The sequence below is a fragment of the Chlorobaculum parvum NCIB 8327 genome (genome assembly GCF_000020505.1).
GTDB classification, from domain to species: Bacteria; Bacteroidota; Chlorobiia; order Chlorobiales; family Chlorobiaceae; genus Chlorobaculum; species Chlorobaculum parvum_A.
In genome coordinates this window covers 270,489-284,711 of record NC_011027.1, presented here as the reverse complement: position 1 = coordinate 284,711, position 14,223 = coordinate 270,489, and the positions used below count along the sequence as shown (strand labels likewise).

Sequence of the window (14,223 nt, the reverse complement as noted above, 5' to 3'; positions counted from 1 at the left end):
CGGCAGCGGACTTGGTGGACAAAATGCGCGGGAGTACAATCCCGCATTCAGGAGGGCTTTAGCCCGACGGACATTCAACCTCCTCTATTTTCTTCAATTGCTCCGGCTTTCAAGCCGGGGTGAACCATGCCAGCTCTCACCCTTCATAGCCACCCTTTTCGCTGATACCACTGTAGCGTTTCAGCCACGCCCTCGGCCAACGACGTGGGCGCAACAAACCCCAACTCCTTTTCGGCTTTTTCGGAACTGCAAACCCAGTAATCCTGCACCAGCTCGGCGGCTTTGTCGCGGTTAATCAGTGCCGGACGACCACTCAACTTCGCGAAGGCTTCAAGCACCGAGCCGAGGCCGAACACCAGCGGCTTGGGCAGATTGATGCGCACGAGTTTCCCGAAACCGAGCACCGGCCGTGCGGCCTCGATCACTTCACTCCAGGCGTATCCACGCGGCGAGGTGATGAAATAGGTGCTGCCAGCGCCGGCCTCTGAACGGAGCGCACGCAACATTCCCTCAACCAGATCATCGACATGAATCATGCTGAAACGCTGTCGCACTCCGGAACCCGCCGAGAGCAGATACCCCTTCTTCATCATGGCAAATACTTCCAGAATGTCGCGATCTCCCGGCCCGTAAACCGCCGGAGGACGAACGATGGTAAGCGGCACCGCTCCGGCGTGGCGCAGAGCAGCTTCTTCGCCGAGCAGCTTGCTTCGTCCATACGCGCTGACAGGAGCAGGACTATCAGACTCCCTGACGCCGGGCGATGGCGACTGGGCAGGCCCCGCAGCAGCAAGCGAGGAGACAAGCAGAAAACGCCTGAGCCCCGGATTGTGCCGTTGCACCGCACCGAGCAGGTTTTCCACCGGCATCACGTTGCCCGAGATAAAGCCCGCTTCATCAGCCGCCTTGGTCAGCCCGGCCAGATGGATGATCGAATCGACGCCCGACACCGCCCTGCCGAGTGCTTCGGCATCATCGTAAGCGGCTCGAACCGTCTCGACGCCGTTCCGGCCAGAGGCGGCTGAAAAGGATGCGCTTTCGGGCCGAAGCAGCACCCGGACACGGCACCCTTCGCCGACAAGCCTGTCAACCATCCTCGATCCGATAAACCCGGTCGAGCCTGTAACCAGAATCATTTCATCCATACTTTCCAAAGGCTGTTTACAATCGTTACCAGCTCCCCGCCCCAATGCGGCCAGCAAACGGACGGGTTCTTTAGCCAAAGAAAAAACATAGGGCGCTTTACCGGAAAAATGAAAATTTTAATACATTTCTGTTTCATAGCAGAATCCGCACTCCCCGAACGGCCTGGCCGAATACGACTTTGCGGAAACCAGCTTTCATCAATTTCAAGCGCTCGGCGACAACGTGGGCGTAAAACCGCAACCTGTGGAAAAAGCTAAAGATATATTCAAGAAGTGCGTTGATTTCACCCTCGCCGACGAAATCAAGGCCCAGGGCCTGTACCCATTCTTCCGCCCCATCGACGATACCGATGGCCCGGTTGTTTCTTTTGATGGCCGCAAGCTCGTCATGGCTGGCTCGAACAACTACCTCGGCCTCACTTCCGACCCAAGCGTCAAGCAGGCCTCGATCGACGCCATCAAACGCTACGGCACCAGTTGCTCCGGTTCCCGGTACATGACCGGCACGGTCAATCTCCATGTCGAACTCGAAGAGCAGCTCGCCGACTTTTTTGAAAAAGAGCGATGCCTCTTGTTCAGCACCGGCTACCAGACCGGCCAGGGCATCATTCCGACCATCGTGCAGCGCGGCGAGTACATCGTGTCGGATCGTGATAACCACGCCAGCCTCGTGGCCGCATCGGTCATGGCTCAGGGCGGCGGAGCCAACCTCGTGCGCTACAAGCACAACGACATGGCCGACCTTGAGCGCGTGCTCAAAACCATTCCGGACTCGGCCGGAAGGATGATCATCTCCGATGGCGTCTTCTCGGTTTCAGGCGAAATTGTCGATCTGCCCGGCCTGGTGGCACTGGCCAAGAAATACAATGCCCGGGTCGTGATCGACGACGCTCACGCCGTGGGTGTCATCGGCAAGGGCGGACGCGGAACTCCGTCTGAATTCGGTCTGGTTGACGAGGTTGACCTGATTATGGGCACCTTCTCCAAAACCTTCGGCTCGCTCGGCGGCTACGTGGTTGGCGACGAGACGGTGATCAACTACATCAAACACCACGCCGCTTCGCTGATCTTCAGCGCTTCGCCGACCCCGGCAAGCGTGGCAGCCGTTCTGGCTACACTCAAGATCATCAGGGAACAGCCCGAGCTGACCAAACGCCTGATCGCCAACACCGACTATGTGCGCCAAGGCCTGCTCAAAGCGGGCTTTACGCTCATGCCATCGCGGACGGCTATCGTGACCGTACTGATCGCTGACCAGATGAAAACGCTCTATTTCTGGAGACGACTCTTCGATGCGGGTGTCTACGTCAACGCCTTTATCCGTCCGGGAGTCATGCCCGGCCACGAAGCGCTCAGAACCAGCTTCATGGCAACCCATGAGAAAGAGCATCTCGACAAGGTCATCACCGAATTCTCGACCATCGGACGCGAACTCGGCATTATATGAAAGCATCGAAAAAGCTCAGTTTCAACACAAAGCCTCGCTATCATCGCGGGGCTTTTTTATGGTAGAACGCCCCCCGCAACAGCAACAATCCTTTGGAGTTTGCAGCATTTCACCATAAATTTACACATGCAATGTATGACCACCTCCGATCGATATATGCGTCCCTATGCGTGCTGATGACCATGAGTCTGTGCCGATGAGCAGCATCCGAAATTAATGCAACAGCGCACCGCCTCTGTTGACAGGATTTTTCATGGGCGTCTCAACACGTTTGTCGTGAATCGCCCATTAGCTCGATAACGCTCATACAACACCAATAACCAACTCCCACAACCATGAAAAAAGAGAAGGTAAAGGGTTCAGGCATGAAACGGCTTGCCATGTCGGTCACGCTTTTCGCCTCGTCAGTAGCTCCGCTGACCACCTATGCGGCAGACGGCGTCCTGAGAGGCCGGGTCACTGACAAAGCGGACGGCGAAGGCGTCATCGGCGCAGCGGTATCGATCGCTGGCACCAACATCGCGACTGCCACGGACATCGACGGCAATTTCGTGCTGCGGAACGTTCCGGCCTCGAAACAGCAGAAAGTGACCGTCACCAGCATCGGCTACGCCCCGATCTCCCAGACCATCACCCTCTCCGACGGCCAGACCGCTACCCTGAACTTCTCGCTCGGACAAACCACCATCATGGCCTCCGAAGTGGTTGTGGGCGCCGCACTCTACAAGCAGGACCGTCTTGACGTCCCGGTGACGGCAAACGTGGTGACCAAAGAGAAAATCGAGGAAGAACCCAATCCGACACTTGATGCCGTTGTTCAGGACGTCCCTGGTGTCGTGGTCAGCCGCGCAGGCGGAACCTCGTCGTCAAACCTGCAGATTCGCGGCTCGAACGCCTACAGCGGCGGCGGCATTGGCACGAGGGTCACGGCCTTCTATGATGGCTTCCCGATCAACAACCCAGAAAGCGGCGAAATCGTCTGGCAGTCGGTCAACATGAACGCCGCCGACAAGGTCGAAGTGCTCAAGGGTGCTGCAGCCACTCTTTACGGCTCCGGTGCGATGGGTGGGGTGGTGAACGTTACAGGCCACCTTCCGAGCAAAAAAGAGGTCAGGGCCGGAACCAGCATTGGCTTTTACGACAAAACACCATCGGGCGACGAAAGCGTCTACCGCGATGGCTTTACCCCTGTGTTCTGGAACACCTATTTCGGCTTCGGCGACAAGTGCGGCGACTGGACCTACGACATTCTCTATTCGCACAGCGATGACCACGGTTACCGCCAGAACGCCTGGAACTACATGAACGACCTCAAGTTCAAGGCAAGGTATAACATCGATTCAAGGCAGTACATCCAGCTCAGCACATTCTACAACTCGACGGTCGGCGGCTATGCCTACCAGTGGGCCTTTAACACCAATGTCGATGGTTTTCCACCACCACCGACTATTACATTCACGCCGATTACTAACCGCTCGTACGATGTTTACAGATCATTCACAAGCACAAATCCAATGTATGTTCCTGGCGTGTACAGTCCAGAGTACGACGTTTACTCTGATGACCTGATCGCCAGAAAAAACGGCCTTATAGGGCTGAACTATGTCAACTTGCTGAGCGATGATCTCTCGCTCGATACAAAGTTGTACTACACCTATAATGCCACGCGCATTGAATACAATCGAACTGATTTTCCCCAGATTTATCCGACAGGCAATCCGGTAGATCCATCATTTCCGTACCCAAGAGTTCCCGGCCAGTTCAATGAAACCGACGACTATCGTTATGGCGCAGGCGTCAAGCTCGACTGGCGCGCCAGCGATGCGCACCGCCTGCTGTTCGGCATTGACGGCAACATTGTCGACACCCGAACGACTCAGGTAGCGGTTGAATATCCGGAAACAAACAAGTTCAACGACATTCAGGAAAAGAATTTCGCAGCCTTCCTGCAGGACGAGTGGAAGCTTGCCGACAGGCTGACCGCCCTGATGTCTCTGCGCTATGACTGGAGCGGCATCAACAAGGATGTGGTTGAAGAAACCCCGGGAGTCTGGGTACCGCTCAACAACCAAAGCGTCGATGCCCTGAGCCCGAGAGTCGCCCTCAACTACAGAGTGGCCGACGACATGGCACTGCGTGCCTCATGGGGCCGCAGCTTCCGTGCACCGACACTGTACGAGCGCTTCGTTCGCGAAGGCGGCATCTTCATCGGCATCCCGAATCCGGATCTGGACAAGGAGACCATGACATCCTGGGAGGCCGGCATCTACAAGCAGTTCAGTGACAAGGTCTCGATCGATGTGGCCGGATTCATCAATAACTATGATGACCTGATTCAGTCGATCATCTACCCCGGCCAAACCTTCATGTACCGCAACATTACCAAAGCGCGGATCTGGGGTATTGAGACCAGCCTGAACTTCAGACCAAACGCCGACTGGAACCTGAGTGCCGGCTATACCTACATGAACGCCAAGAACCGTTCGTATGTGGCCGGTCAGGATGTGACCCTCGACCAGAACCCTGATCCGGAATGGCTGCCCTACCGACCCGAGCATACGGCCTCGGCAAGCGTGACATGGAAAGCCACCGACAAGCTGACCCTGAACGTCAATGGTCGTTATGTCGGCAAGTACAAGGCTGTAAGCCTGTACACCAACCCCGAGGGCGAAAACTATCCCGGCGATTTCGTGGTGTTCAATGCTGCAATCAAGTACAAGTTCAGCGACAATGTTACCGGCACCCTGGCCTGCAACAACATCAACAACACGCAGTATGAAGAGGCCGAATGGTTCCGCGCACCGAACCGCAGCTTCATTGCCGGCATCGATCTGACGTACTGAGCGAAACTTTCTGCAAAACACGCCAGTTCTTTAGCGCAAACCCCTCCAGACGGAGGGGTTTGTTTTTTTACTGCTGTTAATCAAAGCAGGATTTATTACATTGCGTAGTCCTGAAAAAACCTCAGAGCGCCACGGAGCATGGAGCTATCCTCGGTTAAACGCCCGTGACGCCTCACAAACCAAGCACATTACAGTTATCTATGGGCGACAAAATCCGAATTGCCGCGGTTGTCGGAATGGAACAGTGCAACCAGCGCGTCTGGAGAGAAGTGAAAGATTTGATCGGCCAGAACGCCGAGCTGACCCAATGGACAGACCAGGATCTTGAACACCAAAACCCGGAGGCAGGCCAGGCCATCCGCGAAGCAGACTGCATTTTCACCACCCTGATTCAGTTCAAGAATCAGGCTGACTGGCTCCAGGAACAGATCGATCAATCGAAGGTCAGGACGATTTTCGCTTACGAGTCGATGCCCGAAGTGATGCACATGACCAGAGTCGGAAACTACGTCGTTTCCGAAGACGGCAGCGGCATGCCGGACATCGTCAAAAAAGTCGCCAAAATGCTTGTCAAAGGCCGTGACGAGGACGCCCTCTACGGCTATATGAAGCTTCTGAAGATCATGCGCACCATGCTGCCGCTGATCCCGAAGAAGGCCAAGGACTTCAAAAACTGGATGCAGGTGTATACCTACTGGATGCATCCGACCGCCGAAAACCTGGCATCGATGTTCAATTACATCATGTCCGAATACTTCGACGTTTCGGTCAAAGCTGACAAGGTGCAGGAGGTTCCGACGATGGGATTCTACCATCCCGACGCGCCGGACTACATGAAGGACCTGAACCACTACGAAAAGTGGTTACATAAAAAGAACAAAGCCTCCAAAGAGCAGAACAATATCGCCATGCTCTTCTTCCGCAAACACCTCTTGCAGGAGAAGGAGTATATCGACAACACCATCCGCGCCATCGAAGCCAAGGGGCTCAATCCCCTGCCGGTGTTCGTGATGGGCGTCGAGGGCCACGTCGCGGCGCGCGAGTGGTTCACCCACACCAAAATCGACATGCTCATCAACATGATGGGCTTCGGCTTCGTCGGCGGTCCCGCCGGCGCGACCACGCCGGGTGCTTCGGCTGCCGCGCGCGAGGAGATTCTCGGCAAGCTCAACGCGCCGTACGTTGTCTCCCAGCCGCTCTTTATTCAGGACATCAACTCGTGGAAAACGCAGGGCGTCGTGCCGTTGCAGTCGGCCATGACCTACGCCCTTCCGGAGATGGACGGCGCGGTCTGCCCCGTCGTACTCGGCGCAATCAAGGATGGCCGCCTGCACACCGTGCCAGACCGCCTCGACCGCCTCTCCACGCTGGCCAAGAAATTCTCCGAACTGCGCCACACCGCAAACCACGACAAGAAGGTCGCCTTTGTGGTCTACGACTATCCGCCCGGTATGGGCCGCAAAGCAAGCGCCGCGCTGCTCGACGTACCGAAGAGCATCTACAAAATGTTGCAGCGCCTGCAGAGCGAGGGCTACAACGTCGGCGAGATGCCTGAATCTCCGGAAGCGCTGCTCGCCATGCTCGACAAAGCGACCGATTACGAAATCCAGGCTCACGAGCCAGACTGCTTCGCCATCGACCGCGCGACCTTCAACTCCATCACCACCGACCGCGAGCGTGAGCGCATCGAGGCTCGCTGGAGCGGCTTCCCCGGCGAAATCGCCCCGGTCGGAGTGGACAAGATGTTCCTCGGAGGCCTCACGCTCGGCAACGTCTTCATTGGCGTCCAGCCGCGCCTCGGCATTCAGGGCGACCCGATGCGCCTGCTCTTCGACAAGGAGAACACGCCGCACCACCAGTACATCGCCTTCTACCGCTGGATCAGCCGCGAGTTCGGCGCGCACGCCCTTGTGCACGTCGGCATGCACGGAACGGTCGAGTGGATGCCCGGCCTTCAGCTTGGCGTCACCGGCGACTGCTGGCCGGACGCACTGCTTGGCGAAGTCCCGCACTTCTACATCTATCCGGTCAACAACCCGAGCGAGGCCAACATCGCCAAGCGCCGCGGTTACGCGACCATGATTTCGCACAACATTCCACCGCTCTCCCGCGCCGGTCTGTACAAGGAGCTACCGACCTTCAAGGACATGCTCAACGACTACCGCGAGCGCGGACTTGAAAAAATCGTCGATGTCGAAACCGAGATGGCCATCATCGAAAAGGCTGAAAACCTCAACCTGACCGACGACTGCCCGAGGCTTGAAGGCGAACCGTTCAGCGACTACATCAGCCGCCTGTACATCTACCTGCTCGAACTCGAAACCAAGCTCATCTCCAACGCGCTGCACGTGTTCGGTGAAACGCCGGAACTCGCGACGCAGGTCACCACGATCTCCGAGTACCTGAAAGTTCGCGGCAACGAGCGTTCACTGCCTTCGGTTATCATGCAGGCGATCGGTGATAGCGAAACCTGGGGCGACTATGCCGCACTGGCCACCAAAGCCCGCAAAGGCGACCCGAAAGCGCTCAAGGTCAGAGAGAAGGTTGACGACATCACTCGCGACTTCATCGAACAGACCATCTTCGGCAACGCGAATGCCGGTAACGTCTTCAGTGTGCTGACCGGTGGCGCGAAGGCCAACGAAGAGATGGCCGCCGCGATCAATACCGCCCTGCAGGAAGGCGCCGCGCTCAAGCAGGGCCTCCAGGACAATAGCCACGAGATGGAGAGCTTTGTGCGCGCCCTGAACGGCGAGTACCTCCCGTCCGGCCCCGGCGGCGACCTGGTACGCGACGGCGCGTCCGTCTTGCCGACAGGCCGCAACATCCACGCCATCGACCCGTGGAGAATTCCGTCGGAGCTGGCCTTCAAGCGCGGCAAGCAAATCGCCGATACCATCATCCAGAAGCATCGCGACGAGAATAACGGCGAGTATCCCGAAACCATCGCCCAGGTGCTCTGGGGTCTCGATACCATCAAGAGCAAGGGTGAAGCCGTGGCGGTCATCATTGCGCTCATGGGCGCCGAACCGGCCTACGACGCGCAGAACAAGATCAGCCACTACCGTTTGATTCCGCTCGAAAAGCTGGGCCGTCCGAGAATCGACGTACTGATCCAGATCAGCTCGATCTTCCGCGACACCTTCGGCGTGCTGGTCGATCACCTCGACAAGCTGGTCAAAGATGCAGCCAAGGCAATTGAACCCGCCGAGATGAACCACATCAAGAAGCATGTCGATGAGGCCATCGCGCAGGGCAAGGACTTCGAGAGCGCCACATCTCGCCTCTTCACCCAGGCCCCCGGCACCTACGGATCGCAGATCGACGAGCTGGTTGAAGACTCGGCATGGGAGTCCGAAGAGGATCTCGACAACATGTTCGTCAAGCGCACCGGTTTCGCTTACGGCGGCAACCGCTACGGCGACGAGCAGTCCGACATTCTGAAAAACCTGCTCGGCACCGTGGATCGCGTCGTGCAGCAGGTTGACTCGGCGGAGTACGGCATTTCCGACATCGACCGCTACTTCTCCTCGTCGGGCGCATTGCAGCTCTCGGCCCGCCGCCGCAATCCGAAAGGCGACAGCGTCAAGCTGAACTATGTCGAAACCTACACGGCCGACATCAAGGTTGATGACGCTGAAAAAGCGCTCAAAGTGGAGTTCCGCACGAAGCTGCTCAACCCGAAATGGTTTGAGGGCATGCTGGCTCAGGGTCACAGCGGCGCGACCGAAATCAGCAACCGCTTCACCTACATGCTCGGCTGGGATGCCGTCACCAAGGGCGTGGACGACTGGGTGTACAAGGAAGCTGCCGAAACCTACGCCTTCGATCCGGCCATGCGCGACAAGCTCATGAAGCTCAATCCGAAAGCCTTCAAGAATATTGTTGGCAGGATGCTCGAAGCGAGCGGCCGCGGCATGTGGTCAGCCGATCCCGACACCATCGAGAAGCTTCAGGAGATCTACTCCGACCTTGAAGATCGCCTCGAAGGCATCGAAGTCTGATTGCAAAAGCATGGATAAAAAAGAGGGGCCTGGAAACAGCGCCCCTCTTTTTTTTAGCTTTCGGCCACCTCTCGCTTCACTTTTACGCCAAAACCCGCCATGCGCCCAAAAGCTCCCGCCTGTCAGCCCTGTGCTGGCTTGTGTTTTCATCGTATCGTTTGATATATTAGCATATAAAATTATTCGACGGACTCATGGATCGCCTATAAAATCAAGCCCTGAATTTTATTTGATAGCAACCGAAGGGGGAATGGCTGACCGGTGATTCAACCACATATTTCATCAGCTTAAAGGCTACCTATAGTAATCAGCGACGCCTTACCGTCACTCTATGCATATCCGCAAGCAGACCATTGGCAGGAAAATGCTCCGCATCTTCGAGATTGCGCTGTTTTTTGCGATCTCGGTACTCGGCTACGGGTTCATGCTCAAGGTCTCAGCTTCAAACACAAAATCGAAAAGCCGCGACCGCGATTCGATTGCACTCCAGAGCACAGCCGAACTGAACGGCCGGCACCGCGAACTGAAGGTACTCCCCCGCACACTGCTCTTCCCCGGCCAAACAGCCACAACCCTTTTGAGCGAAAAGAGCGCATCAAGCTCTGCATCTGCGGCGATCCAATCCTCACAACGCCTCACCAGACTTCACCTTTCCGGCAGTCGTCAAGCGAGCGCCTTCGGTGATAACCGTCACCTGCCCCATCCCTGGAACCTTCTCGAACAGAACCCTGTCCTGCTGAATTAGCCCCGGAACACAGCGGAGCAACTGCTCCTCACTGAACGGCAACAACTCGTGATGCCGTTCTCATCAGACGGAACGACATCACAGCAATGAAGCACCGGTCGGAATCCGTCAATTCCGGACTGACGAGCCATGCGTCCGGAAGCAACTTTTTCGGGAGAGCGCTTATCAATGCAGGGTAACAGGATTTGACCTATGCGATTTCTGTTCATCACCATGGAGCCAACGAACAACAGCGTGCTCAAGTCGGCTGCTGCCGAGCTGAGTCGTGAGTTCGACCTCGACCTGAAGGTTTCCATATTCAACCTCGGCCTGAATCACAGCCGGGACACCTGGGAAAAGCTGGAACGAGAGATTCCCGATGCCGACTTCATCTTCGGCTCGATGCTCTTCAGCGAGGAGATTGTGCGCCCGCTCGAAGAGCTGCTCGACACGGCAACCTGCCCGGTCTGCATGATTACAAGCAATCCGGCGCTCATCAACCAGACACGCGTCGGCAAATTCTCGCTCCAGAAACCGGTTGAGGATGACAAACCACAAGGCATCTTCAAGCAGCTCGCCTCGAAGCTCCGCCCCTCCCATGGTGGCAACGGCGAGAGCCAGCGGCAGCTCTCGCTGGTGCGCAACGTGGGCAAGCTGATGAAGCACCTGCCCGGCAAGGCCAAAGATATTCACACTTTCATCTCGGCGCACCAGTTCTGGCTGAACGGCTCGAAGGAGAACATGAAGCGCTTCCTCTGCCTGCTGGTGGATCGCTACGTGCCGGGCTATCGCGGCGTGCTGCCGCAGAACGACCCGATCTTCTACCCCGACACCGCACTCTACCACCCCGACGCGAAAAAGCCCTTCGCGACCACCTCGGAGTTTCGGGAGTGGCAACGCACAAACCGGCCCGGCAAGGACGCAGGACGGGTGACGATCCTTGTCATGCGCGCCACGCTGCTCTCCGAAAACATGCTGCACGTCATCAACCTGCTGCGCGAACTTGAATCGCGCGACGTGCAGTGTTGCATCGCCTACAGCGGCGGGCTCGACTTTCGGCCCGCGCTTGAAGGCTTTTTCGATCCCGGCAGCAGCGAGTCGATGCCCATCGATCTGATCGTCAACGCTACCGGCTTCTCGCTCGTTGGCGGCCCGGCGGAGACCAAGTCAGCGGAGGCGGTCGGTATTCTGAAAAAGATCGGCGTTCCGTGTTTCAACCTCATTCCGCTGGCCTTCCAGCCGATCAGCCACTGGCGGGAGAACAACCTCGGCCTGACGCCGTTGCAGACCGCGCTGAGCGTGGCCGTGCCGGAGCTCGACGGAGCTATCGAGCCACACGTCTTCGCCGGACTTGAAGAGGGCAGCGACCGCACCCTGCCGCTCGAAACCGAAACCCGCGCTCTGGCCGACCGGATCACGCGGATGGTGCGACTGCGCAAAAAATCGAACGCGGACAAAAAGCTCGCCATCGTGCTCTTCAACTTCCCGCCGAACCTCGGCAACGCAGGCACGGCGGCGTTTCTCGATGTGTTCGAGAGCTTGCTGCGATTGATGAAAAAGCTGAAGGATGACGGATACGCAATCGAGCTGCCGGAGTCGGTCGATGCGCTGCGCGACAAGCTGCTCGAAGGCAACCGGCTGGTGTTCGGCACCGACGGCAACGTAGCGGCGCACTACCCGGTCGAGCAGTACCGGAAGGAGTTCCCGGCTTACGAGCGGATCGAACCGTTCTGGGGCGACGCGCCCGGCGAGCTGCTCAACGACGGCAGCCGTTTCCACATTCTCGGCGCGATGTTCGGCAACCTGTTCGTCGGCCAGCAGCCATCGTTCGGCTACGAGCGCGACCCGATGCGCCTGCTCATGGCCAAAGACGCCGCGCCAAATCATGCCTTCGCGGCGTTCTACTCGTGGCTTGACCGCGAGTTCGGCGCGGACGCATTGCTGCACTTCGGGACGCACGGCGCGCTGGAGTTCATGCCGGGCAAGCAGGTCGGCCTCTCACAGCAATGCTGGCCGAAGCGGCTCATCGGCGCACTGCCCCACTTCTACTGCTACTGCGTCAACAATCCGAGCGAAGCAGCGATAGCCAAGCGGCGCGGCTTCGCGACACTGGTGAGCTACATGGCCCCGCCACTCGAACACGCCGGACTCTACAAGGGAATGCGCCAACTCCGCGAACTGGTCAGCGCATGGCGCAGCCGTCCTTCGGCAGAGGCGCTGGATGAGATTCGAGAGCTGGCCACAACGCTCGACCTCGACCGGGCGGACGACGCGACGGGCGACGAGGAGTACGTCACCTGGCTCAACAACGAGCTGTACCTGATCGAGGAGCGCATGATTCCACTCGGCCTGCACGTACTCGGCCAAGCCCCGTCAGCCGAAAGCCTCGCGGACAACCTCGCGCTGCTGGTCAGCCACGCACGGCCAGAACTCGACAACCGCTCGCTGCCAGAACTCATCTGCCAGGGCCTGCACCTTGACTACGACGCGCTCGCCGAGCGGCATGAAGAGGCGATGGAGCTGCGCGAATCGTGGCAAAAAGTAACAGCGATCTGCCACGAAGCAGTCAAACGATTCATCGGTAAACTGCCCGCATCGATGCCAAACGGCGTCAGCATCACCACCATGCTTGACGGGACGCTTGCCGTCCGGATGGACGAGGCGAGCGCCTACCTGCACAAATCGGCGGGGCTGAAGCCGCGTCAGCTCGACAAACTCTGGCACTTCCTGAACGGCCTGCTCGCCGCCATGCTCGAAAACCGCGAAATCGAAGCGGTCACGCGAGCGCTCGACGGAGCCTACATCCCGCCCTCGCCGGGCAACGATCTGGTGCGCAATCCGGCCATCGTGCCGACCGGACGCAACATCCACAGCCTCGACCCGTACAGCATCCCGACGCCCTTCGCGACGAAGGCTGGCGAACGTTCAGCCGAGGAGCTGCTGGAGCAATACCGCCGCGAATCGGGCGAGCTGCCGGAGTCGATCGCACTGATCCTGTGGGGCACTGACAACCTGAAGAGTGACGGCGAAGGTGTGGCACAGGCGCTTGCATTGCTCGGCGCGAGAACGAAAACCGACGAGCTCGGCAAGATCGGCGACGTCGAGCTGATCCCGCTCGAAAAGCTCGGACGCCCGCGCATCGACATCGTCGTCACGGTCAGCGGCATCTTCCGCGACCTGCTCTCGCACCAGGTGCGCCTGCTCGACAAAGCGGTGCGGCTGGCGGCGGCGGCCAGCGAGCCGGAGGCGATGAACTTTGTCCGCAAGCACGTCCGCCAACAGGCCGCCGAACTCGGCATCACGGAGGACGAAGCAGCTGGCAGAATCTACTCAAACGCCCCCGGCAGCTACGGTTCGAACGTCAATCACCTGATCGAAAGCAGCACCTGGGAGGAGGAACAGCAACTCGCCGACGCCTTCGTCAACCGCAAGAGCTTCGCCTTCTCGCCGGAGGGCGACTGGCAGGAAAGTCCGGAAATCCTCCGATCCGCGCTGAAAAATGTTACATTGACCTTTCAAAATATCGACAGCTTTGAGATCGGATTGTCTGATATTGACCACTATTATGAGTATCTTGGCGGCGTCTCGAAATCGGTCGAGGTGCTCGGCGGCGCAAAGCCAAAGGTGATGGTCGGCGACACCGGCGGATTCGGCAAGGGCCAGAAAATCCGCTCACTGGAGAAGATGGTGGCTCTCGAAGCACGCACCAAACTCCTGAACCCAAAGTGGTACGAGGCCATGATCGAACATGGCTATGAAGGAGTTCGAGAGATCGAGGCGCATCTGACCAACACCTACGGGTGGAGCGCAACGGCCTCAGCGGTCAAAAACTGGACCTACCAGCAGTTCACGGAGACCTTCCTGCAGGACCGCGAAATGCTGGAGCGCATATCGGCGCTCAACCCCAACGCCACTATGTCGATGACCCGGCGGCTGCTCGAAGCCAATTCGCGCGGCTTCTGGGAGGCCGACGAAGGCACCATCGAACAATTGCAGGAACTGTACGAAGAGCTTGAAACCAGAATCGAAGGCGCCCACAGCCCGGAGGTTTGACCGGGAG

Annotated in this window: 6 protein-coding genes; 5 read left to right on the top strand and 1 reads right to left on the bottom strand. The window is 58.1% G+C overall.

Annotated features, from left to right (window positions below):
• Positions 1 to 143 precede the first annotated feature (143 nt).
• Positions 144 to 1,145, bottom strand: coding sequence for an NAD-dependent epimerase/dehydratase family protein (locus CPAR_RS01385; protein ID WP_012501526.1), 1,002 nt, complete (start codon positions 1,143 to 1,145; stop codon positions 144 to 146).
• A 244-nt stretch (positions 1,146 to 1,389) separates the two neighbouring features.
• Between CPAR_RS01385 and CPAR_RS01380 the strand changes: the two genes are divergently transcribed.
• From CPAR_RS01380 to CPAR_RS01360, 5 genes are all read left to right on the top strand, one after another.
• Positions 1,390 to 2,592 carry an aminotransferase class I/II-fold pyridoxal phosphate-dependent enzyme gene (locus tag CPAR_RS01380; protein ID WP_012501525.1) on the top strand — a complete coding sequence of 401 codons (1,203 nt, stop codon included), beginning with the start codon at positions 1,390 to 1,392 and terminating at the stop codon, positions 2,590 to 2,592.
• Positions 2,593 to 2,927: 335 nt separating this feature from the next.
• Positions 2,928 to 5,435: a TonB-dependent receptor gene (locus CPAR_RS01375; protein WP_012501524.1), complete on the top strand. Its 2,508-nt coding sequence runs from the start codon at positions 2,928 to 2,930 to the stop codon at positions 5,433 to 5,435.
• A gap of 200 nt (positions 5,436 to 5,635) precedes the next feature.
• Positions 5,636 to 9,439 (top strand): magnesium chelatase subunit H, encoded by a 3,804-nt coding sequence (gene bchH / locus CPAR_RS01370; protein ID WP_012501523.1) that lies wholly within the window; start codon positions 5,636 to 5,638, stop codon positions 9,437 to 9,439.
• Between the two features lie 331 nt (positions 9,440 to 9,770).
• On the top strand, positions 9,771 to 10,184 hold the full coding sequence (locus CPAR_RS01365) for a hypothetical protein (RefSeq protein WP_012501522.1): 414 nt from the start codon (positions 9,771 to 9,773) through the stop codon (positions 10,182 to 10,184).
• A 192-nt stretch (positions 10,185 to 10,376) separates the two neighbouring features.
• On the top strand, positions 10,377 to 14,216 hold the full coding sequence (locus CPAR_RS01360; RefSeq protein WP_012501521.1) for a magnesium chelatase subunit H: 3,840 nt from the start codon (positions 10,377 to 10,379) through the stop codon (positions 14,214 to 14,216).
• Positions 14,217 to 14,223: the final 7 nt, after the last annotated feature.